Annotated in this window: 16 protein-coding genes; 4 read left to right on the top strand and 12 right to left on the bottom strand. The window is 45.0% G+C overall.

Translation table 11 applies throughout. The features are described from left to right. Positions 1-8 precede the first annotated feature (8 nt). Both DSL64_RS04610 and DSL64_RS04605 read right to left on the bottom strand, forming a co-directional pair. The gene (locus DSL64_RS04610) at positions 9-428 is read right to left on the bottom strand and encodes a Dabb family protein (protein WP_310587822.1); all 420 of its coding nucleotides are present in this window, start codon (positions 426-428) and stop codon (positions 9-11) included. Between the two features lie 57 nt (positions 429-485). Next, positions 486-1043, bottom strand: a complete 558-nt coding sequence (locus DSL64_RS04605) for a DUF1697 domain-containing protein (RefSeq protein WP_115829469.1) — start codon at positions 1041-1043, stop codon at positions 486-488. 143 nt (positions 1044-1186) lie between these two features. Between DSL64_RS04605 and DSL64_RS04600 the strand changes: the two genes are divergently transcribed. Further along, entirely contained in the window at positions 1187-1627 is a 441-nt protein-coding gene (locus tag DSL64_RS04600; protein WP_115829468.1) for a cupin domain-containing protein, read from the top strand. A gap of 5 nt (positions 1628-1632) precedes the next feature. On the opposite strand, the gene DSL64_RS04595 is transcribed toward DSL64_RS04600, so the two are convergent. The 9 genes from DSL64_RS04595 to DSL64_RS04555 all read right to left on the bottom strand — a co-directional run bounded on the left by DSL64_RS04595 (position 1633) and on the right by DSL64_RS04555 (position 20728). Further along, a complete protein-coding gene (locus DSL64_RS04595) occupies positions 1633-4014 on the bottom strand; it encodes a TIM-barrel domain-containing protein (protein WP_115829467.1) in 2382 nt (793 codons plus the stop codon). A 33-nt stretch (positions 4015-4047) separates the two neighbouring features. Continuing rightward, positions 4048-5955, bottom strand: coding sequence for a glycoside hydrolase family 44 protein (locus DSL64_RS04590; protein WP_115829466.1), 1908 nt, complete (start codon positions 5953-5955; stop codon positions 4048-4050). Positions 5956-6012: 57 nt separating this feature from the next. Further along, the gene (locus DSL64_RS04585; protein WP_115829465.1) at positions 6013-7182 is read right to left on the bottom strand and encodes a glycan-binding surface protein; all 1170 of its coding nucleotides are present in this window, start codon (positions 7180-7182) and stop codon (positions 6013-6015) included. 18 nt (positions 7183-7200) lie between these two features. Further along, entirely contained in the window at positions 7201-8826 is a 1626-nt protein-coding gene (locus DSL64_RS04580; protein WP_115829464.1) for a RagB/SusD family nutrient uptake outer membrane protein, read from the bottom strand. A gap of 47 nt (positions 8827-8873) precedes the next feature. Continuing rightward, on the bottom strand, positions 8874-12089 hold the full coding sequence (locus DSL64_RS04575; protein ID WP_115829463.1) for a SusC/RagA family TonB-linked outer membrane protein: 3216 nt from the start codon (positions 12087-12089) through the stop codon (positions 8874-8876). A 332-nt stretch (positions 12090-12421) separates the two neighbouring features. After that, complete coding sequence (locus tag DSL64_RS04570; protein ID WP_115829462.1) at positions 12422-16558, bottom strand: hybrid sensor histidine kinase/response regulator transcription factor; 4137 nt, start codon at positions 16556-16558, stop codon at positions 12422-12424. 215 nt (positions 16559-16773) lie between these two features. Beyond that, on the bottom strand, positions 16774-17811 hold the full coding sequence (locus DSL64_RS04565) for a DUF6807 domain-containing protein (protein ID WP_115829589.1): 1038 nt from the start codon (positions 17809-17811) through the stop codon (positions 16774-16776). Between the two features lie 120 nt (positions 17812-17931). Continuing rightward, on the bottom strand, positions 17932-19272 hold the full coding sequence (locus DSL64_RS04560; protein WP_115829461.1) for a Gfo/Idh/MocA family protein: 1341 nt from the start codon (positions 19270-19272) through the stop codon (positions 17932-17934). A gap of 88 nt (positions 19273-19360) precedes the next feature. Beyond that, positions 19361-20728, bottom strand: a complete 1368-nt coding sequence (locus DSL64_RS04555) for a 3-keto-disaccharide hydrolase (protein WP_115829460.1) — start codon at positions 20726-20728, stop codon at positions 19361-19363. Positions 20729-21022: 294 nt separating this feature from the next. Between DSL64_RS04555 and DSL64_RS04550 the strand changes: the two genes are divergently transcribed. The 3 genes from DSL64_RS04550 (at position 21023) to DSL64_RS04540 (ending at position 22462) form a co-directional block, all read left to right on the top strand. Beyond that, complete coding sequence (locus tag DSL64_RS04550; protein WP_115829459.1) at positions 21023-21418, top strand: hypothetical protein; 396 nt, start codon at positions 21023-21025, stop codon at positions 21416-21418. 184 nt (positions 21419-21602) lie between these two features. Continuing rightward, the gene (locus DSL64_RS04545; protein WP_147300333.1) at positions 21603-21986 is read left to right on the top strand and encodes a hypothetical protein; all 384 of its coding nucleotides are present in this window, start codon (positions 21603-21605) and stop codon (positions 21984-21986) included. A gap of 95 nt (positions 21987-22081) precedes the next feature. Continuing rightward, positions 22082-22462 carry a hypothetical protein gene (locus DSL64_RS04540; RefSeq protein WP_115829457.1) on the top strand — a complete coding sequence of 127 codons (381 nt, stop codon included), beginning with the start codon at positions 22082-22084 and terminating at the stop codon, positions 22460-22462. 49 nt (positions 22463-22511) lie between these two features. Here DSL64_RS04540 and DSL64_RS04535 read toward each other — a convergent pair whose 3' ends face one another. After that, on the bottom strand, positions 22512-23429 hold the full coding sequence (locus tag DSL64_RS04535) for a sugar phosphate isomerase/epimerase family protein (RefSeq protein ID WP_115829456.1): 918 nt from the start codon (positions 23427-23429) through the stop codon (positions 22512-22514). Between the last annotated feature and the right edge of the window lie 45 nt (positions 23430-23474).

The following is a 23474-nucleotide window of genomic DNA, read 5'->3' as shown; positions in this document are numbered from 1 at the left end:
TGGATCATTTAGCTTATTTTCTTGGGACCCAGCGAATCATACACAACCACGCGCTCCCACAAATGAGAATAGTTTTCGATGAATTCCAGGTGAATCGGATCCGTCTGGTAAATTTCTTCTTCTATGATATTTTTAAAAAAACACATCCAGGAAATAGCATAATCTTTCACAATTACATCCCTGCTAGTGGCAGCCGGCGTTCCAATGTGGGCAAACTGGATAGTGGGTACCTTTGATAGTTTTTTCAACCCTTCGACCAGTTTTGCTTCATCCTGTGCGTTATTCTTGTTTTTCAGATAAAAGAAAACATGGTGAATAAACAGCTCTTTGGTTCGTTCCGGCTCTGCTGCCAGCGGAGTAACCGATGCCAGCGTTGCCATCCCTGCCTGCTGTAAAAATTTTCTTCTGGAGTTCTCTTCCATCATCATATGTTTTATTTCCTATAATCAAAAAAGTAATTATTCCGGCACACAAACAGGTAGTTATCAGGCCTGGCTCTGCTCTGCCGCTGCCAATTCCACAAGTTTGCAAACAGTGTTCCAGTTTCGTGTTGTGGCGATTTGCTTCAGTTTACTTTCAAAAAAGTTATTGTTCAGTTTAGTCTTGCCGTATCCTGTAGGACAATACAGATAAATCAAATCTGACTCAATCCTGAATTCATCCGGTAAAAACTTCTCTTTTTCTATCTTGCCAGCCAGTTCATTAACCGCTTTTGACTGAAGAAAAGTGATATGCAGTTTGGTCTCATCCCTCTCACCGTCAGCATAAGGATTATTGTCCCTGGCAGCTACCAGTTGTTGCTCAGTTAAAACCAACACAGGCACATCCATGTCAAATTCAGCTTTGATACTATCACTGATCCGTCCGGCGATTTGAATTGTATCCCGAAGCTCACTGGTAAAGATAACATTGCCACTTTGCAGGTACGTTTGTGTATTTTCAAATCCTGCCTTTTCCATGGCTTTTGCCAGCAGTGGCATTTTGATCATGTTCTTGCCGCTTACATTAATTCCCCTCAGGATTGCGATATACTTCTGACTCATTGCTTTTAATTCCGGTGTTAGCCGCAATTTACATATCTGATTTCATTATGTGGCCAATCCGCTATTCAACTTACCATATCTTCTCACAGTATATTCATGAACCCCTTTTCTTTAACCCATTATAAAACAAATATTTAAATCTCATGATGGTTACCAAACGTGATCTTGGCATTGTTTTCTGCACTATGTGTCTTACTCTCACTGGTGTTGCCGTGAGTTCTCAGGAGAACATCATGGATTCGGCCATCTTTAACTGGGATGAGATTCCGTCCAAAACTACCAAAACAGGCTCTGTCAAATCATTCTTCCGCTCCAAAACGGCCACTCTTGAAGAGCTGGAATGCCATGTTACCACCCTAAACCCCGGCGAATCGTCTCATGCCCCACACCGCCATCCCAACGAAGAGATTATCATTATCAAAGAAGGCAACCTTGAAGCGCTCGTCAATGGCCAGATTAAACCTGTAGGAACCGGAGCTGTAATATTCCAGGCTTCCAATCAGCTGCATGCGATTAAAAATGTCGGTAAAACTCCTGCGACTTACCACGTTCTCAACTGGCATTCAGCAGCCACTAAAAAATAGGCTGCTCACTGTTTCAGGTTCCATTTAATTTTTCCGGCAAAAGGGTCCTGGCTGACTGTAAGTTTACCTGCCTTTTTAGTGAGTACTACTTCTTTGATTTCCTCTTGATCCGGCAGACAAAGTTTTAAAACTGCCTTTTCAGGCGTATTGGCAAAGCTTTGCAGTTCTATCTGATTCCAGTCAATATCACCTGTCGACTGGGCCACTTTGACATGAGGCAGCACCGCTCCTTCCCGTACCATCATTACTACATCCAACTCCCCTGTCTGGATGTGATGCCAGCCACCTTCATATACTTTTCTTGTCTGATAATCCACCCATTTCCCTTTGGGCAGATATACCTGCCGCGCTTTCCCATTTTCAAAAAGTGGCGCAACCAGCAAATCCGAACCGAACATATATTGATTATCCACGAGCCAGGCGCCAGGATCCTGCGGAAATTCCACCAGCAAAGCACGCACCATCGGTAAACCTTTCTCTGATGCCAGTTTGGATTGGGTGTAGATGTACGGCATGAGTTTGTACTTCATTTCTACCGCCTTTCTGAAATAATCCTGAAATGCTTCTCCGTACTCCCAGGGTTCTTTCGGAGCCTGACCGTGCGTGCGGGTATGCGAGCTGAGCAATCCCATAGGCAGCCAGCGGCGGTATAAGTCCTCCGGCGTTTTCATCGTAAACCCGCCTATATCATGACTCCAGAAGGTAAATCCCGACATGCCCAGCGAAAGCCCTCCCCTGAGTTGCGCCTGCATACCTTTGTCAGTGGTTTCAGCATCTCCGCCCCAGTGGATCGGGTAACGCTGACTCCCAGCCCATGTACTTCTTGCCCAAATGATATTTTCCCCGTTCAGCTTTTTGGTCAGCTCGGATACAATTTTGTTATACCTGAGCGGATACAGGTTATGCTCGTAAAAACCGGTTTTACCAGAAGCATACACACCTGACAACGGGGCTGCTTCTCCAAAATCTACCTTAATCGCGGCAACCCCAAGTTTGAGCAGCCCTGCAATTTTTTCCTCATACCACTGAATGGTTTTTTGATTTGAAAAATCCAGTACGGCATCTTCGTAAGGAATGGTTCCGTTGGCGTTCTTAACTGCCAGACCTTTCTCTACAATCTCGGGATAAAGTACATTCTTTGGCACAAAATACGGAAGCTGCCACAGCGAAGTCCTGAAACCCTGTGCTTTAAGATCAGCGATCATTTTTTCAGGATCTTTGAATCGGCTTGGCGCAAAGCGGTAATCACAACGCCAGTCAGTCTCAAACCAACCGGTGTCAAAATGTATCACATCGGAGGGAATACGGTTCTGACGCAATTTCGCCGCCACGTTCCTGCCATCCTGTTCTGAGAAATAGGTAATACGGCTCATCCACAAACCAAACGACCACAACGGAGGCATCGGTGCTTTTCCTGTCAAATCCGTGTAGGCGTCAAGGATATCTTTGGGCTCTCCCAGAAATATAAAAAGATCCAGGTTTTCATCGCCAATCTGCATTGCATTCGATTCTCCGTAAGTAGCACCAAAATCACATGTGATAGGCGATGTCGTATGCATGAACATTCCATATCCCCGCGAACTCAGATAAAAAGGAATCGGTTTGTACATGGTTTGCGTTTGCACTCCATTGGGATCATGGGTCCATAGCACCACTTTCTGTCCGTTTTTATCAAGGCCTGTAAATGACTCTCCGCAGCCGAAGATCTTCTCGTCGGGAGACATCGAGAAAACAGCAGCCACACTTCTCGAATAATCCGAAGCCCTGCGTACAAATGAAAATGGCAGGGTTGGCGTGTAGGATGCTCTTCCATCCTGGCTACTTCTGGTCTGGGTCAGGATCTTACCCTGTTTATCTTTTACCAGCACTTTCCAGGGATACTCATAGATGGTTACCGAACCATGTTTACCAGTATACAAATGTCCGCCCGCTACGCGGCTGTATTGCCAGGAATTGTCTCTCGCAGGCTCAGCAACCAGCATCAGCGACTTTTCCCCGGCAGTTGGGTGTGTGCTTGTATTCGCCCTGATCCTGACACTGCGGTCAGATGTAAATTCAACACAAAAAGGAAGAACAGGATCCTGAGCATATTCAATCGCGGGAAATTCGTTGCTGTAAGATCGCTTATAGCTCAGCATCGAATTATCGAAATTATGCGCTGAAAAAGGTTCGTGCCTTTTCCATTTCAGCTTACCTGCTCCCGTCTGCGGATCAAAAGAAGCCAGACTATCGGCAAAGAATAAGGTATTGGAAAAATCCCTGAAATCACCGCTGACATCCACCGGTTCGTTAACGAGTTTGCTATGCTGCGCCTGTGCCGCAAGCCCTATAGCTACAAGCACAAAAGGAAGAATAAGCTTACAGGCAGAAGGTGTATTTTTGTACATAATGGAATAATTCAGCAATGAAAGTTCTTAAAATCAACGAGCTATAATTTTCTTTACAACAGACTCTCCGTTTGCAGCAGTGAGCCTGATCAGATAAACACCCGTTTTCAGCTCTGGTGTAAGTACCGTTTCACGCTGCATTTTCTGTAGCGTCGTAGTCATTATTTTCTTTCCGGATTTATCAAGAATTGAAATTGAATGAAAGGATCTGTTGCCCCATTTAACAGTTATGCTATCCCAGCTAGGGTTGGGAAAAACCTTTATTTCCGAATCAGTATCTGTTTCAGTACCCAAAATTTGCCCTCCACCTTTAAGCTGAAAGGAAGTTACCGACATAGCCGGCAGGGTTAGATTCACTGAGCTGCCCGATACCGTGTAGGCTGCTTTTTTCAACGCATTGTCAGTATGTGACTGAAAGGTTTCTGAGGAAGGCAATGTGGAGAGGGTAAGGATTTCAGTACTTCCTGCCAGAGGGTTAAAATTTTTAAAATGAACAGCGACCGGCTCGCTCTTGTTCAACGAACGGTTAACCACTACCACGGTCAGCGAATCTTTGGAAGCATTCAGACTTGGGTATACAGAAACCATCGTTTCATTGGATGAGGTGCCTTTTACTGATAAGCGCTGGTTGTAACGGCTCATCAGATGAAGCGTCTCCCACATACCTGTTTTCCAGGTCCAGGGTGTAAAGAGCTCTACGCCGTTTTTCATGAATTCCCCAATCGTAGAAGCATACCAGACCGCCGTGACGGACGAGGATATACTATCATCAATACCGGTTTCAGTTACGCCCAGTGTTACTCCGTGCCCCGCTCCCAGGTATTGGTTAAGCCAGTCATTACACCGGGCAAAAATGTACTCTTTGGTAATGCTGTTGTCATAGCCCCCGTTGATCGTTTTGACGCCATTCGCCTCCGGGAAATTATAAGTTTTGTCGAAATAAACCCGATGCATCTGCACGATCTCCTCTGCTTTTTTTGACGCCGGGTAAAAGTGAATATCCAATACATCAAGCAGTCTGACACCGCTTCTTTTCTGTTCTTCCGCTACGTTTTTGATGAAGTATTCAAGCCATGGATAACTCTTGCCATTTTCCGATACCGTTTTACCGTCCCAGTTATACCATTGCCATTCGTTGGCCGTTACCGGCCCCACCAGTTTTATCTGCGGATCTTTGGCTCTGGCTTTTTTTGACAGCTCAATATAACGGGTCATAAACTCCTGAGCGGAAATTTGCCTTGGCATGACGTCGTCGTGTGTCCCAGACCAGATTTCCGGTTCATTGTCCATATTCCAATACCGGATACCTTCCTTCTTCAGCTCCTGTCCTTTATCCCCAAACCAATGATCCAGGATAGCAACGGCGGAGTCTGCATTCCATTTTTCAAGATAAAGATTAATATCCCCTTCTACTTTCGCTTTCGTCCCGTTTGGATTGGGCATCCCATTACCTGCCAGATTCTGATTTACACCTTCCCACCACTGTGAACGGTTATAGTCCCAGTCAGCAAAATTGGCACTGGTTGTTTTAGCCGCATAGCCCAGCAAAGGGAAAGCCCACATGCCTTGTGCACCAGGGAAGTTCTTTTGAAGAGTTTGCGCCGCCTGGTCCCAATTGTTGGTGTAGACGTTATTGTACCAGTCCGGATGACTACTCAGTTTTTTTCTCCAGTTATATTTGGAAGAGTTATTCCCACCACTCTCCCTGAAAAATGTAACACCAGCATCGCGAAGCCTGATGAGGTCTTCGGCGGGAAGCGTCCAATTTGGATTCGTGGAGGAGAAGGAATTGTTGCGTCCATACAAATACGGAGAAACCGGTTTTATATCTGCCTCCGCATCAATTTCAATGATGGTTTGCGCAGACAAAACTCCATGAAAAAGACATAGCAAAACCGTCGCGAAAGCCAGGCTTTTCGCAGATTTAATGGTATTCGGCATACAAAAGAAAATTAAAACTGCCTTCTCCGGAGACAGAGAAGGCAGCAGAAAGAAGCACTATTTCCTGACAATACGGAAGTTGTCGACACTTCCGTTAAATGAAGCAATCGTCACATCAGGCGTATTGAACAATACTTTCAAATCTGTAATTTTTGAGATATCACCAATGCTCCCTCCGGTTGAATTCTTGAACTCACCAAGATCAATAACGGCAGTTTTCCAACCGTTGGTTTGATAACCCGTTGCAGAGAATTCGGTAGTATTCCATGGCTGATAAGAATAAGCATACTCTTTACCGTCAGCAGTGATGGTAATATCATATTTACCCGCTTTCCATGGCTCGGCAATATTATGCTCAAACTTGAAATGGTTGCTCAGAGCACTCCCTGCAGGCAATTTGAATTCAAAGTAACAGGTTGCAAATATCCAGTTGTCACTATATCCTGTCTTAGGAAGGTTGGTTTCCTTAATACGGGAGTACTTTCCGGAAATCGCGCCGGCATCAGTTGCGGCAATGATCGGAGCAGCACCATAACAAACATCCGATCCCCAGGTTGTAGCAGGTACGTCGAAATTAATCATGTTTCCCGTTACCGGATCATTCAGTTTGTAGCTCGTTTTAACAGTTCCGAATTCGCCTTCCACAGTAAGTACATCTATGATCGCAGTGGCAGGCATACGTGCTGTAATTTGCTTCACCGAGCTTGTCAGTACCTGCAAAGTAGTCGTACCGACTTTCACGGATTTGATATTATAGAAGTAATCTCCGTTGATCACCACTGTTCCGTTCGGCTTTACAAATTCGGAATAAAGACCTGATATGATCGGCTTCGGTGCACTTAGCACAAAATCATAAGTGGCCTCTCCTCCCTTTGTCTGCACCCTGATTTTACTTGAAACACCCGCATCTACTGCTTTGGTGGGGGCATCTGCAGGAATAGCGATTACAATGTTGGAATTACTTCCCAAAGCAGAATTAAAAGTAGCTTCAAAGTCGTTGAAGTAAACTTTCAGAACGCTGCCCAGATTCTGACCCTGGATAACAACCAGACTACCCGGCTCAGCTGCTGTCAGAGAACTATCCGCCTTTGTCGGATCCAGCAGGCGTACATTGGTTATTGACGGTGCTCCGTCCATATCATTGTTTTCGCAGCTCTGGAAAGTCAGCAGCATACCAGCGGCCAGTAACAGACCCAGACCTACCTTCAATATATATCTGAAATTCATATCGTTACGTATTAAATATTAGTCTTTTAATTTACTAAAATCGAAAGCTACCGGTTCATTTTTCAATGAAGGTGCGTTGATAATCTCCGCTTCCGGGAAAGGCAGGTACAATGTGTTGGCAGTTACAGGATAAAACTCGGAAGCAGAATATGCCACATTATATCTTTTCGGATTGGTTGATCCTGTCAGATAAGACATGGTGTAGTTTTCCTTGTGCTGAGCAGCCGTATAAGCCACCGCCTTAGCAGGGGCAAAATAGTACCAGCGCACAATTTCATTCCATGAGTTTCCTTCAAACACTGTTTCGATTCTGCGTTCTTTGAAAATATCCTCAAACGTCAATGATGTCTTCACAGGCATTCCGGCTCTTTTGCGGACTGCATTGAAATATTCCAGAGCCTTCGCATCGGATGTAGATGCACTGTTTCCCAGTACGGCATCAGCATAAATCAGATAAACTTCAGCCAGACGAAGCATGTAGGAATTGATATTCGCAGACATAAACCCGCCTAAGCCACCATTATCTGCCGGAGAACCGATGATATATTTTTTGATCGCAGAAAGCTGTTCAGGTCTGGTGTATTTCAATCCGCCATTCGCCTTTCTGATATTGGGATACACGTCACTGTCAAACATCCCGATTGATTTTCTGCGCAGTGAATCCGCAGGGTTTTCAGTGAAATATTTAACCAGGTCTGCAGAAACACCTTGTGCAGCTCCCCAGCCATCACCTGTTCCTGTGATGTTGGCATCGTAGGCGAAGTAAGCCTGGAAAGAGTTGTTAATACCCCATGGATTGCTGATCGGCATCCATTGCAATGAGAACAAACTTTCAGGATTGTTTTTAGTAGCATTGTGATTAGCACTTTCAAACAGTTCTGCATAGGTCGGTGCCAAAGTCAGTCCGCTCTTGGTAATAACACTTTCAGCATAGTATTTCGCACTGTCAAGATCCGACTGCTTACGTGTTCCGTTCTGATTCAGTCCGGCACGCATCAGATACATACGGGCAAGCATTCCTTCGGCTGAGTATTTGGTAAGACGTCCCTGTACTGCAGTCGTTGGCAGATTTGCAGCCGCGAAACGGTAGTCCTGAATCAGCAACTTCCAGATGTCCTCGATATTGTTACGTGTCGGAGGCTCGTTGATCTGCGCTACGTTGTCATATACAATCGGTACTGCTCCCCAGTTGGTCACCAGGTAATAATAGGCAGTAGCGCGCATGAAACGGCATTCCCCCAGACCTTGTCCTTTTACAGCTGCCGAAGCAGTGCTTCCGGTCGCTTCTTTGATTGCTTTGTACGCGTTGTTACTTTGGGCAATAATCTTGTAAAATGATTTGTAGCCGGGCAGCAGCGTATTCACATCCGTAGATGGAATGGCGTGTTTTACATAAGCTGTACGGTCGTTGGAGTTCAGGTTTCCGGCACGGGCCTCCTGAAATGACATATTTGCCTTGTCGTTAAAATCAAACCAGACGATATTGTACAGCGGAGCAGTTCCTGCCATAATTTCATCATCAGTTTTATAGAAATTCCCTGACGTGAGCGCGTCCAGTGGCGGACGATCCAGGAAATCTTCGCTGCATCCCTGCATAAGCCCTAAGGCTGCGACGGCCGCTATGAGTTTTAATTTGAATTGCATACAGAATATTTTTATAATTTGACGTTATATCAGCTTGTTTTCGCGGCTTAGAAGTCAGCCAGCAATCCGAAAGTGTACATGCGTACCGACGGGTAACGGCCGGTATCCACACCTGCCATGACTGTACCACCATAATTGACCATACCGATTTCAGGATCATACCCTTTGTATTTGGTAATGGTGAAAAGGTTTTGTGCACCTACAGATGCTTTCAGTCCTTTGATAAAGAAATCTTTCAGAACCGTTTTAGGGAAGTTGTAGCTGACAGTGATATTTTTAAGACGCACATAACTTCCATCTTCAATAAAATTGGTGTTCATACGATTGTTACCATTAGGGTCACCAGGCGCAATACGTGGAATGTTGTATCCAGGATTGGTCAGCGTAACAGATTCTGCATCACCCACCTGATAGCTGCTAGGACGGGCATAATTAGCTACAGATGACCACTGGTTGCCGAAAGTTCCTCCGTTGCCCGGAATCTCTGCGCGGTAACGCGGATAGTTCAGAATGTCATTTTTGAAACTTCCTGTCAGAAATGCGTTCAGTTCAAAGTTTCTGTAGCTAACGTTGTTGTTCAGACCTAGCGTAAACTTCGGCCATGGGTTTCCGATTACTGTACGATCTTCAGCATCAATCACACCGTCGCCGTTCAAATCACGGAATTTGGTATCTCCTACCCATGTTCCTGTTGCAGGATTAACAGTCATCTCACCATTAGATGTCTGGATCGCATGCCCTCTGATATCTTCAGCATTTTGAAAAAGTCCGTCTGCCACGTACCCAGTCAGCATACTTGCAGGCTGGCCCACTTCGGTTCTGAAACCAACAGAAGTCGCATTCCATATTGGTGTGATCGGGTTGAGCAGTGAAGTCACTTTGTTACGGTCAAATGACAAATTCAAACCTGTTTTCCAGTAAAATCCACCTTTGTCGATATTAACAGTATTCAACGTAAAGCCGATACCTCTATTTTTCATCGAACCTGCGTTTACAGCCGGCCAACTCAGATAACCAGGAGAATAGGCGATGTCTCCTCCGTAAGTAAACGGATAAGAGTTGATAGTGATCAGACTCGTAATATTTTTGATGTAAGCATCCACGATCAACTCAACGCGGTTTCCGAACATATGCAGATCAAGACCTGCATTGATTACATCATCCTTTTCCCAGGTCAGGAATTCATTCGCAAAGTTGGAAGCAAGAAAGCCTGTCCCCCAGCCCGTCGGTACGGATTGCAATGTTGAGAAAATAGCGTTACCACCACTTCCCTGGTTCCCCGAACGTCCGATTTCAAATCTCAGTTTAAGGTCATTGATCTGGTTTACCCCTTTCAGGAATTCTTCCTCGGATACTCTCCACGCAGCTGACACAGCCGGGAAATTACCCCAACGACGTCCCTGACGAAAGGCAGATGATCCGTCCATACGATACGTTCCCTGAAGGAAATAGCGCTCGTTGAAGCTATAGTTGACACGTGCAAAATAAGATTCACGGGATCCCGCTCCCTTGCCACTGTTGTTACTTACGTTGGAGATTACAGATCCGTCTCCGCCCGAAAGCTCTTCGATGGTGTTGGTAATGAATTTCTTTCTTGTTCCTGTCAAAGACTCATAGGTATACTCCTGTGCCTCATGCCCTGCCATGATGTTGACAGCGTGCTTGTTAAGCTTCAAATCATAGGTAAGACGCGTGTGAAAACTCCACCACGTGTTGGTATTGACAGATCTTGTAGAAGTAGCTGCATCCTGAGACACCACAAATCCGCCAATTGTATAAGATGGGTGAAATGAATAGTATTTCAAAAACTCAGAACTTCCGTTTGCTTCCGTATGCCAGGTCAGATTTTTAGCCAGTTTCACATCAGCGAACAAGCTTCCCAAAATGGAAGTACGACGGTTGTAATCGTTGTAGATCTTTGAAATCATTACCGGGTTGGTAAACTGGAATTGCGTAGAGGTAGGTCCCCCCCAGCTTCCGTCCGGATTTGTTACAGGAATACTTGGATTCTGATCCAATGCGAGCTGAATGATACCACCGTTGTTAGTGTTTACTTTTTCTTCTGTGATACCCACGCTCATATTTGCACCAATCTTTAACCAGCTGCGGGTTTGGTTTTCCAGGTTCAGGCGGCCATTGTAGCGTTTAAAACCAGAACCTTCCACAATACCTTTCTGGTTGAAATATTCACCCGACAGATAGTAAGTAGATTTCTCTGTACCACCGCTGAGTCCCAAAGAATACTTCTGCAATGTAGTCGGACGATACAGGGCAGACTGCCAGTTGGTACCTTCTCCCAAAACAGAAGGATCAGCAAACTGATCATCCGTTGCAGTTCCGCCGACAGCCGCCGTTTCATTTCTGAACTGTGCGTACTCTCTTAAATTCATAACATCTATGTGGCGCGGTTCCGATTGCAGAGTCACAAGTGAATTAAACGAAATTTTGGTTTCACCTGCCTTACCACGTTTAGTGGTGATCATCACAACACCATTGGCTCCTACCGCTCCGTAGATCGCCGTTGCAGATGGTCCCTGCAAAACGTTGATGGTTTCAATATCATCCGGGTTAATACTGGAAAGAATGTTCGAAAAACCTGTAGGACGGTTATTGGGATCATCTCTCATGTTATCAGGTTTGATCTGTACCCCGTCGATTACATAAAGAGGCTGGGTAGTTCCTGTAAGTGAGCTCAAACCACGGATCAAAACAGATGGTGCAGCTCCCGGCTGACCTGAATTCTGCTGGACCATTACGTTGGCCGCACGTCCTTGAAGACCTTGTTCAAGAGAAGTATTGATGGTTTTGCTCAGGTCTTTTCCTGAAACAGTTACCTGTGAAGAAGACACATCGGTTTTCTTCATTTCACCGTAACCCACCACCACAACCTCGCTCAGATTAGCGATGCTCTCTTTGAGCTTGATATCAATTTTTGTTTTGTTACCTACATTCACTTCCGTGGATTCGTAACCGATGAAAGAGAACACAAGCGTACTGCCCGGTGCTACTTCCAATGTAAAGAACCCTTGGGTGTTGGTGGTAGTCCCGTTGGACGTTCCTTTTACGACTACACTTGCTCCCGGAATTCCGCTGTCATCGCTGTCAGAAACGACCGAGCCGGTCACCGTTCTTTTGGAATCCTGCGCAAACGCACCTGTCTGCGGTAAAGCCAGCGCAAGTACTAATACGGGAATCCAAAGCAACTTCATCATGGTTAACAGGCTCGATTTTGCCTGTTGATTTAAGTACATGTTTTTTTGCATGTTGTTATGGTTTTTAAAAATAGGTCAGTTAGAAAAATTGTCCTTATACATTTCCAATATGAGTCGCATACCCTACACTGTTTTAGTATAAATCGAATTTATTCTTGGACAAATGTGACTGATTAACGGAGACTACAGGTGTATCAAATGTTTACAAATAGGGAATCAGATGTAAACTGATGGCAGAAAATGCGTGTATTTTCTACTTTTATTCATGTTTTGGGGAGATTTCAAAGCGATTGGCCTACTTCTTCGGGTTTTAAAGGCGCCAAAACCCGTCTTTAACTTAATGATCTATTTGTTGTACTATTTCTATACACCATATGTAACCGTTACTTATTAGACGGTTCCTTTTTGCGGTATTCGGTAGGCAAAACTTTGAATTCTTCCCGGAAAAGTTTGGCAAAATATTTGGGATTATTGAAACCAACCTGGTAGGCAATTTCAGATACTGTAAGCTGACTTTTCTCCAGCAGTGAAGCCGCACGTCTCATGCGGATAATACGGATAAATTCCACGGGTGTTTTGCCGGTCAGAGAAAGCAGCTTTTTATACAGGTACATGCGGCTCATGGCCATTTCAGAGCTTAGCTCTTCAACGGTGAAATCTGCGTTACTTAAATTCTCTTCAACAAGTTTTACCGCTTTTGTAATAAACTGTTCATCAACCGAACGGATTTCAATTTCACTGGGCTGTATTTTTACGTGCTGCTGAAACTGCTTTTGGAGCAGTTCTCTGCGCTGTATCAGATTTTTGATTCTAACCATCAGAATATCCATCCTGAAAGGCTTGGTCACATAAGCATCCGCGCCTGTTTCATATCCCTGCAACTGCTGCTCATCCTCAGCTCTTGCGGTCAGCAGTATGACGGGAATGTGAGAAATCCGCCGGTCCGTTTTCACAAGCCGGCAAAGTTCCATACCATCCATCTCCGGCATCATCACGTCACTGACAATCAGATCGGGAATCAGCTCCAGCGTAAGTTTATGACCTGCTTTGCCATTGGGCGCCTCATATACCTGATACTCCCTGCCCAGTTTTTCCCGCATATACTCCCTGAACTCATCATTGTCTTCGACAATAAGCAGCACAGGTTTTGCCTTATCTACCTGAACCTCCGGCTCTGCTACCACTTCCGGCCCGCCGAGCAACGGTTGCTCCTGAATGCCGGACTCTGATTCTACCGGCTTATCGAACTGTCCTAATGGCAAGTCGATAATGAAGGTGCTACCCATTCCCTCTTCGCTTTCCACGCGGATCGTGCCTGCGTGCAGCTTTACAAACTCCTTGGTAATTGACAGCCCGATTCCACTCCCCTGGTTGACCACATGGCTGGGCAACTGATGCTGAAAGAACCGGTCAAACACTTTGGGCTGATCTTCATGAGGAATACCAATCCCTGAATCAGCTACGCGTATCTCCAGTTTTTTTTCTCCCTCAATATCCACTGCTGCCAGCGTCACCACTACCCTACCCTGCTCAGGAGTAAATTTAAAGGCATTGGACAGCAGGTTGTACATGATCCTGGACATCTTCTCGGGATCGAACATCGTGTAGAGCGACTCGCTGTCGGAGCGGAAGGAATAGGCAATGTGCCTGCGTTCAGACAAATCAGAGAAAGTATGGGTAATTTCCCTGACAAACCGTACTATATCTCCTCTTTCCGGATTATAACCAGTATCCTCCACTTCCATTTTTTTAAAATCCAGAAGCTGCGTGACAAGGTTCAGAAGCCTGGTTGCGTTGCGGTGCACAAGCGACAACTGGCCTTTTACCTCCGCGTTGGACTGCATGGTTTTAAGTAGGCCTTCAAGCGGGGTAAGCATCAAGGTGAGCGGAGTACGGAACTCATGGCTCACATTGGTAAAAAACTTGATTTTCATCAGATCCAGTTCGTGCAGCTGCTGCGCTTCACGCCGCTCCTGAACAAGGCGAAAACTCATCCGCTCCCGTTCCAGAAGAATCCATCTGGCTATAGCCAATGCTCCGGCGATCACCAGTGCATACAGCAGATAGGCCAGCGGTGTTTTCCAGAATGGAGGCAGGATACGTATTTTCAGCTGCCTGTCCTGACTTGCCTGCTTGCCGTTCAGCATCTTGACCCTGAAAGTATACTCTCCCGGATCAAGGTTGGTGTAGGTTACCTTCCGGGTATTGTTGTCGGCTTCAAACCACTGGTCATTAAAGCCTTCCAGCGTATAGAGGTAATGATTTTTATCAGCATGAAGAAAATTCAGTGCGGCAAATTCGATGGTAAATACATTCTGGCTATGTTTTAGCTCAATCTGGTTTGTCTGCGAGATGGAGTTGGACAATATCTGGTTACCGTCCAGCTGCTCGCCTGGTTTAACGCTTTTATTGAATATCTGAAAATCTGTAAGCATGACCCCTTCATGCACCACATCATCGTCCAGACTCTCGGGGGAAAACACGGTGAAACCGCTCGCTCCACCAAACACCAGCTCTCCGCTACGTAACCGCAACGCTGCGTTTTCATTGAAACTTCTGCCCTGCAGACCATCTACTTCGTTATACACGCGTATCCGAACCGCATCCGGAATTACTCCCCGGCGTTTGGTAATATTCAGATTCACCAGCCCTTTCGGAGTCCCCATCCAGAGGTTTTCTTTTGTATCAATAGCTACTGAAACAATAGAGTTGTCAGGCAGGCCGTCCCGCATATCATATACCTTGAACCGGCCCGTTTTTTTGTCAAACAGGTTAAGTCCCTGAACGGTACCTATCCAGATGTTACCCAATCCGTCCTGGTTGATCGCTGTTACGCCGTCATTGCTCAAAGTGTTCGGATCATTATTGCGATGGCCGTAGTGTACAAACTTCCCGGTTTCACGCATCAGCACATCGATTCCCGCAGCTGTTCCAATCCAAAGGTCACCATCCTTATCTTCCATCATCGCAGCGATATAGTCCGAATTGATCGAATTCGGGGCATTGGGACGGAAGTGGGTAAACACATTTTTACTTCTGTCGAAAAGATCCAGACCGTCTCCCAATGTGCCTACCCACAGCCTGCGCTGAGAATCTTCATAGATTTCCCAAACCCGGTCGTCAATCAGACTTGTCGGGTCAGAAGGGTTATGCTGATAACGCGTGAAGGTCTTGCCATCAAAGCTGTTCAGACCGCCGAAGTAAGTCCCGATCCACAGGATCCCGGCAGAATCCATAAAAAGGCTCACGATAACATTATTGCTCAGACTTGCCGGATTACCGGGAATGTTCAGGTATTGCCGGAAAGTGTTTTTAGTTCTGTCAAAATAGATAAGACCTCCACCATTTGATCCTGCCCAGACATTGCCCTTTTTATCTTCCACAAAAACACTGACATCATCAAAAGGAAGACTGCCCGGGACGGAAGATAAATGTCTGATATTGGTGAATTTGAAAAGATTTTTGTGGTAATTACAAAAGCCCTTTTTAAAGGTTCCCGCCCAGATCATACCAGAGGAATCCTTGTAAAGAGCCATCACACTGTTCTGACTTATCGTCTTTGGATCGTTCGGATTGTAGCTGAGTACTGAAACGCCAAGCGTTTTCTTGTCAATTATATTGATCCCGCCGTGATCGGTCCCAACCCAAAGCCTGCCATCAGGCCCTGAGATAACAGCACTTACGATGTTATTGGTAAGCCTTATATCGGCCGAAGATGTATTTCCTTCAACCAGCCGGTTATTTTTCAGATCAAAGTAAAAAAGCCCTCTCACAGCCTTGGTCACATACACCCATGGTTCTCCCTGCTGATCAATAAAAACACGGTGGTTAACTGAATTCGAAATAGTGCGTTTACTCAGCAAATCACTCTGGTATTCGGCATGGAATGTTTTGCCATTGATCCTTGCCAGATATCCATTGCTGTATACAACCCAAAGGTTGCCTTCTTTGTCTTCATTAAAATCGGAGATTACCGCGCCCGCCTGCAAATTTTGCTTCGGTCTTAATTTGACATGCAGCAAGAGTTTTGTGGCTGGGGAATAGCGGAGCAGTCCCATACGGTTATGATTGATCCAGTAGTCGCCGGATGCTGTCCTGATCACCCTGCTGAAATTGGCATCGGGCAAGCCCAGACGTTTTGCCGCACCGGCAGAGTTGGAAGTAATGCGTTCAGTGGCCGGATCATAGACACTGTAGCCTTTATGGGTACTGATCCAGATGTAACCTTCCGGATCTTCGAAAAGATCGTTGATGTAATGATCGTCGATAGTGGTCGAATCAGCGGGGTCATGTTTGAAGATCTTGAAAGAATAACCATCGAAACGGTTGAGTCCGTCGGCGGTTCCGATCCAGACAAAACCCTGTCTGTCCTTTAAAAAACAATTGACCTGATTATGAGAAAGTCCCCTTTCGGTACTGTAGCGGGCAAACTGATAGTCGTTTGCCTGAGCAAAAGCTACATGTACATGCAGCAGGATGCAAATCAACCAACTAAAAAAACACACGAGCCACTTTCCCATTGAAATAATAATTCTTCCTGATTTTATTGAATTTACACAATACCCTTCGGGGCTGCAAAAATAGTTTTAGAAGTGAAATAAACTACTATTTTTATTACTACGCATGACACAGATTTCACGAATTCCAACTTCAGCAAATTGTGATATCTCTCTGTATATAAATGCAGAAAGCCACGGACGGCGCCGTGGCTTTCTAATCGAATTATGTCTTTGGCTTACTTCACTTTTGCGTAATCCGCAGCTATTGCGTTCAAAGCTGCATCTTTCAGGTGCTCAGAAGCGACTACCATTCTGTAACGGAATGTGGTAGACTCCCCGTTTTTGATCTTGAAATTAAGCACATCTTTTCCATTGCTCAGCTGCTTTTGTCCCAAAGGATTCACGGCAAAAAGACCGTAACCTCTTGCATGCCAGTAAGCAGGATAACCCACGTTCTTTGGATGATCGATGATCGCTACTGAAATATCTTCCCCTTTGATCTTCCCTGTCAGATTACACCAGATCGCGCGCTTTCCCCACACTTCCTCTCCTTCTATGCCGTTGCTGTTTCGGTAATTACCCGTGATACCTTCATTGTTCATTACAGGCACTTTGGTAGCGATACCTGCCGCATCCGTAAAAATTTCAGGTTTGTTGGATGGCAGCTCCAGCTCGCGGGCTACACGGATCGCATACATCCCGTCTTTGATATCAGGCATAGCGACATCACCATTTACTGCAGTAAGTTTGGTACTGCGGTCAATCACACGTGTGTCGCCCTTACCACTGAAAGTATAGGTGGTCACTTCCTTCAAGGTAAGTTTTCCATCCTTATCTACCCAGTCGGCAGTCACGACAAGTTCACCTTTGTTTTTGCCGCTTTTAATAGAAGCAATACCGGTGTGTTTGATTGTACCGTAAGCACGCCTCTTGTGATCGACTGCATCGGAATTGTTCCAGTAATCGTTCCCGTTTACATCTTCGTAATTAAGCCAGATGCCCACATGGTGCGGATGGTCTACGCGCTCATTGGCACGGGGATCAAGCGGCCAGCCGCGCGTAATCACTGTACCTTTCCCCGTCATAACAGGATACAGAACCGCTTTCTTCAAAACATCTTCTCCCGGATAGTAGTAGGATGTGAAAGGTTTTCCATCCACGGATACTTCTACTTTCTTCTCTTTTTCATTGTTGACCAGATCCACTTTCTGCGCCTGAGCAAGACCAGTGAAGGCAGCAAGAGATAAGGTTGCCAGAGCTACTTTTGTATTGATTAAATTCACCAGATTATCATTTTAGGATATAACAGCTTACCACAAACAAGCGCAGAGCTATGCAATGCTTTCTTCAGGCAAATGGCATTGGCTCTGCGCTCAATTATAACTCAGTACTGACTAGCTCAGCACGATGTCTTTCTTCTTCGGATCCCAGCTCACTCTCTTGCCTGTGTGAAGCGCCTGAGTAGCCATGATATTTGCCACCGAGTGGTTGAAACCTACCCGTGCAGGAGCGTTCGTTTCTTTGCGGCTACGGATACATTCCATCCAGTTGCGCATGTGAAGCGATGTCATCGGATCACCACCTGTGTTGGCGTCAGTCTCTATTTTTCCGGAAGCTTTCAAAGTAGAAGCTGTAAGCAGATTAGCTTTCAGTCCCATTCCTTTTGCGTCCTTTTCTTTCAGTCCTCCTTCAGGTGTGATCTGGTTCGTATCCAGATTGATCATTCCTCCGTTTGAGAAATAATATTCTTTCACACCACCTGCTTCATTATTGAAACGTGAAGAATAGATAACCTGGAAGCCTTTGGTTTTGTCATCAGCAGGACCATATTCAAACGTTGCACTGAAGGTATCGGCATTGGTACGGCCATCTTTCCATGTATATACACCACCATTGGCAACCACGTTACGTGGTGCATCAAGGCCTGAGAACCAGTGAACAGTGTCGATTTGGTGCGCCATCCACTGACCAGGAATACCTGAAGAATACGGATAGAACAAACGGTATTCAAGATAGAAACGTGGGTTCCAGGCTACTTTCGGACGGTTCATTAAAAAGCGTGTCCAGTCAGTATCCTGTTCTCTGATCTGCTCAACTAGTTCTTTTCTTCTCCAACGGCCCGGCTGGTTCACGTTCCATGTCATTTCCACAGTTGTGATATCACCGAATTTTCCTGATTTGATATAATCGTAAGCAGCGTGGTAGTTAGGTGCACTGCGGCGCTGCGATCCCACTTGTACAATTTGCTTTGATGCGTCCACTGCTTTCATCACAGCTCTTGCATCTTCCAAAGACTCTGCAAAAGGTTTTTCAACATATACATCTCTGCCGGACTTTACTGCCTCTGCGCAATGTAGTGCGTGCTGGAAATCCGCAGTACTAATAATTACTGCATCCACATCCTTACGGCCAAGCAATTCTTCATTGTTGCGTGCCTTAACAAACTGGCTTGCCGCCCATCCTTTATCAGTGATGAATTTCTCTGCCTCGTCCCGACGTCTGTTCCAAAGGTCAGAAACACCCATAAATTCGAAATTGAGTTCCTTGGAATGCTCTGCAAAACTAGGAGCCAGTGAACTGCGGAAACGGTCAGAAAAACCGATAATTCCCACACGTACACGATCATTTGCTCCCAAAATACGACGGTAGCTGGATGCACTGAAAGCGCTGGTTCCGATAGCAACCCCGGCAGAAGCCAATGCTGCATTTTTTATAAAATCCCTTCTGGTTGTCATGATATATTTTAATTATTAATTTTTAATGGTTAAATATTAATGGATTTACCTGCCCCCGTTCAGACCGATAAAAATCGTTCAGACCGGATTACTGCTCCTTAATTTTAAGACTGCGGAACGATACATTGTCGCCGTGGTCCTGAAGAAGCAGGTTTCCTTTTTCTGACATTCCGAATCCGTCAAAATCTTTAAACTTAGATCCTGCTATCAGGTCTTTAAAAGCCTGGGATCCGCGAACATACTCTACCACTTTGTAATTATTTAAAAAGTGCTGAACAGTTCCGTCTTTGCTTACCACGATACGCCCCTGATTCCATTCACCGATCTTCTTGATCGCATTGGCCGGCTTCTGAGATGTGATCACGTCATATAAAGATCCGATGGTACGGTTGCCGTCTTTACCTTTTTTGGCATCCGGGTGTACCGCATCGTCCAGTACCTGAAACTCGCAGCCGATACCCGATTTACCACCAGAGTTGAATTTCTGATCTACAAAATATTTCACACCACTGTTGGCTCCTTCTGTCAGCTTAAATTCAAATTGAAATTCGAATGCAGGGCCGTATAATTGTTTGGTCACAATGTCATTTCCGGTTTCAGAGCCATCTGATTTTGCGATGGTAATCGTTCCGTCATTGTAGCTCCATCTTTTGGACGGGAAATCCGTGCCGCCGTAAGCTCTCCACTGATCAACTGATTTTCCATCGTAAAGCTGCTTCCAGCCTTCTTTCTTCTCAGCATCCGTGATCGAATTCGGGATCATGTTCACGATTCGGATATTGGTAGCGGGACTTGGCTTCAGGTTGGTGGTTTTGATTCGGATATTTTTCCAAGCAACCTGGGTTCCGTTTTTGCTTTGGTCCTTACCGATCGAGTGCACCTGCAGGCAGATAAACCCGCTTGGCGTAACATCATCCACCAGATAAGCTACCGGTACATCATTCACGAAAGTACGGATGGTGTTGCCAATAGCCTCAATACGGTACTTGTTCCACTGCTCTTTTTTAAATGCCTTTTTTCCTTCAGGATTAATATCCAATGGATACAACCAGCCACGGCGCGCTTCGTCATAGATCCCCCCTGAATAAGCACGGTCACTCGGGTCAATCTCAACCTGATAGCCATGAACACGGCCATTCATATATTCAGGTTTGGAAAGGCTTCGGATCTGAATTCCTGAGTTGAGTTTATTATCTACTTTCAGTTCACATTCAAAAATAAAATCGCCGTAGTCCTTTTCAGTAGTAAGAAATGAATTCGGGGTATCCATCACTGAGGTACCTACAATTGCACCATCTTTGACTTCGTAAGTGGCTTTGCCATTCAGCTGCTTCCAGCCTGTCAGGTCTTTGCCATTGAAAAGACTTTGCCATCCATCCTTCGACTTCTGGGCATACGTAGTTGATACACTAAGCAGAGCAAATAATAATGCGGTGCAGATCTTTGATCTCTTCATTTTGAAAAAAAGCAAGCGGGGTTATTGATAAATAATATAATTACTGGTATTAATGCAAATTCTCGTTCTGCATAAGTATAAACGAAAATAACGCTTCCGTACCCCTACAAAGTACGGAATTTGATCATTAACAAAATGTAAGTTTAAGTACGAATAATCGTATATTCTCTTATTCTTAACATACTTTTTCTATCATATCCTGATAAGTTTCACTTTCTTTACTATCGGATACATAGGTTCCAGTCACGGAATAACTGTATAGCCTTACTCAACCCTCATCAAAACGTCTACAACATGGTTCGTATTCTCCCCCTCTTAGTCGCTATACTATTCGTTTCGTGCAAAAGCAAAGAAGAAAGAGCAATTCAGGCCCGGGAAAGAATAGACAAAGTAATTGCCAAAATTGAAGCCGAGATTGCAGAGTTGACCAAACCGAGAAGTTGTGCTACCGATCCAGCCGACTGCAGGGGCAGATGGGTGTCGGAAGGTGATGGGTGTAGTCCATATTTCATTTATAACATAAAAGATGTAGATCCGATAGAGCTGGATGCCAAATTTGCTGAGCTGAGAAAATGGGAAGAAAGCTACATGATACAAAATCCGATGGGGCCTATGTGCGATCGGATAAATCCTGACAGCCTTTTCGTTAAAGATTGTAAGTGTCAAGGCGCGGTTAAAAAAGATAGGTAAATCATACAGACCAGAAAGTAAAATCACAAAAAATATAATATGGTTACAACCAATTAGCTTATGTGAATGTCATGATGTAACTGTTACATCAGGTCGAACCTCACCAGTTATGAAGACATGGACTATTAAATGTGTGGCAGGATATAAAAAGATTTAATCATCCACCATTATAGCCAACGCCCATATGACACGCGTACTTCTACTCTTCTTTTTAATCTCCATGTTGGCATGTAGGAATTCTATCAGCGGAGAAAAGCTGCTTGCTTCTATTAATACGATCAAATCCGATCTAGAAAATATGGTTGCGGCTAAAAGCTGTGCTGCAAACGCCGGAGACTGCCGACTTAAAGTGATTTTTGAACCGAGTGGATGCCCACTCGTCTATGTATATAATAGCAAGGACGTTGACTCCCTTAAACTCGCTTCTAAGTTTTCGGAGTTGAAAAGATTGCAAAGAGAATACGCTATCGACAATCCAATCGGACCTGTTTGCGATTATTATATTCTCGACAGTCTGTACGTCAAAGATTGTAAATGTGTGGCTGGATTGAAAGGCAGAGGATTCTGATCCGGCTCAATTCCCAATACAATAAGCGGACACGGTTAAGTCAATCGAAAAAAATCATAGACTTTCAGCAAATCCACCTTTACTAGCTTGACATCATGCGCTACTTCCTGCTCTTAGCACTGATCATTTTTTCCGCATGTAAAAAGCCGGAAACCGAAGCTGACCTGTTGGCTTCTATCGAAACAGTAAGAACCGAAATACAAGAAATGATTCGCCCACGTAACTGCGTTACTTTTGTCGATGACTGCCGAATAAGAGATATAATGTCCGGCCATGGCTGCGGACCTACTTATATCTACAATGTCAAAGATGTGAACACTTCGAAACTTGACAGAAAATTTGCAGAGTTGGAAAAACTATACCGGCGATACAATGAAATAGGGGAAAAGATTCAGGCCTGCTACCGCATAGTTCCCAATACCCCGTATATTAAGGATGGTAAATGTAAAGCAGAGTTCAGGATGCCTGGACAATAATGACGCCTGAAGTTCGTGAATTTCCAGGCGTCATTTTAAATTATACTGATCAACTCAATGGATACTTCAAAGTCTCGGTGAGGTATTTTTTATTAATTTCTGCACAGATGAGAGGCGATTTGTCCGGGTCAGGAACACCATCCAGCTCCACTACTGCCCAGCCTTTGAATTTCACTTTATTGAGTGCCGCAAACACAGCCGGTACATCCACACGACCCTGCCCAAGCTCTACGAATTTATAGCCGCTTTTTGATTCAACAGGTTTGGTATCCTTCAGGTGTAATGTATGCAATATGTCTTTGTATTTGAGGACAGCTTCATGCGGCTCTCCACCACCCTGTTTGTAGTGCGCTATGTCTAATAATAGCTTTACATGTTTTGGATTTAGTGCCTGCACTATCGTGTCTACCTCCTCAGGCGTTTCGCCCCATTGGTTCATGTGGTTGTGGTAAACGGTCTGTACACCGAGATCAGCCGTTTGTTTCCCAATCTCATTCATCACTTCGGCTAGTTTTTTCAGTTCAGCCGTCGTGGGTGCCTGGCCGTTTTTGCGAAGACTATTCGTAACCTGCAACGCGCTGCCACCCAGCGCTTTCACAAAACTTGCATGCGCCACATGTGTATCGACGGTACTTTGAAACTTTGCAGGATCCACCTCTACATTTCCACTGGAAAACATCGCCAGTTTAAGATCGTTTTTTACCAACGCATCTTTCAATTCCGATACTTTGGTACGGTAAGGTGCGAAAGTATTGGCTCTTAGCTGAATACCCTTATATCCCAGAGAAGACAGATCCTCAATGGCCTGTAAATCCTTTCCTCCCCATGTAATAGAGGAATAACCAATATTGAAATTACCCTTTTTAAACAACTCTCCGGCAAAGGCTGAAGTAGTTGCCAGAGCGCCTGCGGCGAGCGAGAGTGTCTGCAGAAATGATCTGCGATTTATTGTGTCCGTATTATTCATAATTAATAGATTAAGGAAAGGAATATTATACTGATTACAAGACGA

The organism is Dyadobacter luteus, assembly GCF_003383615.1.
Classification (GTDB): Bacteria; Bacteroidota; Bacteroidia; order Cytophagales; family Spirosomataceae; genus Dyadobacter; species Dyadobacter luteus.
This window is presented reverse-complemented; position numbering and strand designations above follow the sequence as displayed.

What these genes read in the sequence shown, in the direction of transcription:
- DSL64_RS04610 (WP_310587822.1), bottom strand. Translation starts at nt 428, where the DNA reads ATGATGATGGAAGAGAACTCCAGAAGAAAATTTTTACAGCAGGCAGGG.
- DSL64_RS04605 (WP_115829469.1), bottom strand. Translation starts at nt 1,043, where the DNA reads ATGAGTCAGAAGTATATCGCAATCCTGAGGGGAATTAATGTAAGCGGC.
- DSL64_RS04600 (WP_115829468.1), top strand. Translation starts at nt 1,187, where the DNA reads ATGATGGTTACCAAACGTGATCTTGGCATTGTTTTCTGCACTATGTGT.
- DSL64_RS04595 (WP_115829467.1), bottom strand. Translation starts at nt 4,014, where the DNA reads ATGTACAAAAATACACCTTCTGCCTGTAAGCTTATTCTTCCTTTTGTG.
- DSL64_RS04590 (WP_115829466.1), bottom strand. Translation starts at nt 5,955, where the DNA reads ATGCCGAATACCATTAAATCTGCGAAAAGCCTGGCTTTCGCGACGGTT.
- DSL64_RS04585 (WP_115829465.1), bottom strand. Translation starts at nt 7,182, where the DNA reads ATGAATTTCAGATATATATTGAAGGTAGGTCTGGGTCTGTTACTGGCC.
- DSL64_RS04580 (WP_115829464.1), bottom strand. Translation starts at nt 8,826, where the DNA reads ATGCAATTCAAATTAAAACTCATAGCGGCCGTCGCAGCCTTAGGGCTT.
- DSL64_RS04575 (WP_115829463.1), bottom strand. Translation starts at nt 12,089, where the DNA reads ATGCAAAAAAACATGTACTTAAATCAACAGGCAAAATCGAGCCTGTTA.
- DSL64_RS04570 (WP_115829462.1), bottom strand. Translation starts at nt 16,558, where the DNA reads ATGGGAAAGTGGCTCGTGTGTTTTTTTAGTTGGTTGATTTGCATCCTG.
- DSL64_RS04560 (WP_115829461.1), bottom strand. Translation starts at nt 19,272, where the DNA reads ATGACAACCAGAAGGGATTTTATAAAAAATGCAGCATTGGCTTCTGCC.
- DSL64_RS04555 (WP_115829460.1), bottom strand. Translation starts at nt 20,728, where the DNA reads ATGAAGAGATCAAAGATCTGCACCGCATTATTATTTGCTCTGCTTAGT.
- DSL64_RS04550 (WP_115829459.1), top strand. Translation starts at nt 21,023, where the DNA reads ATGGTTCGTATTCTCCCCCTCTTAGTCGCTATACTATTCGTTTCGTGC.
- DSL64_RS04545 (WP_147300333.1), top strand. Translation starts at nt 21,603, where the DNA reads ATGACACGCGTACTTCTACTCTTCTTTTTAATCTCCATGTTGGCATGT.
- DSL64_RS04540 (WP_115829457.1), top strand. Translation starts at nt 22,082, where the DNA reads ATGCGCTACTTCCTGCTCTTAGCACTGATCATTTTTTCCGCATGTAAA.
- DSL64_RS04535 (WP_115829456.1), bottom strand. Translation starts at nt 23,429, where the DNA reads ATGAATAATACGGACACAATAAATCGCAGATCATTTCTGCAGACACTC.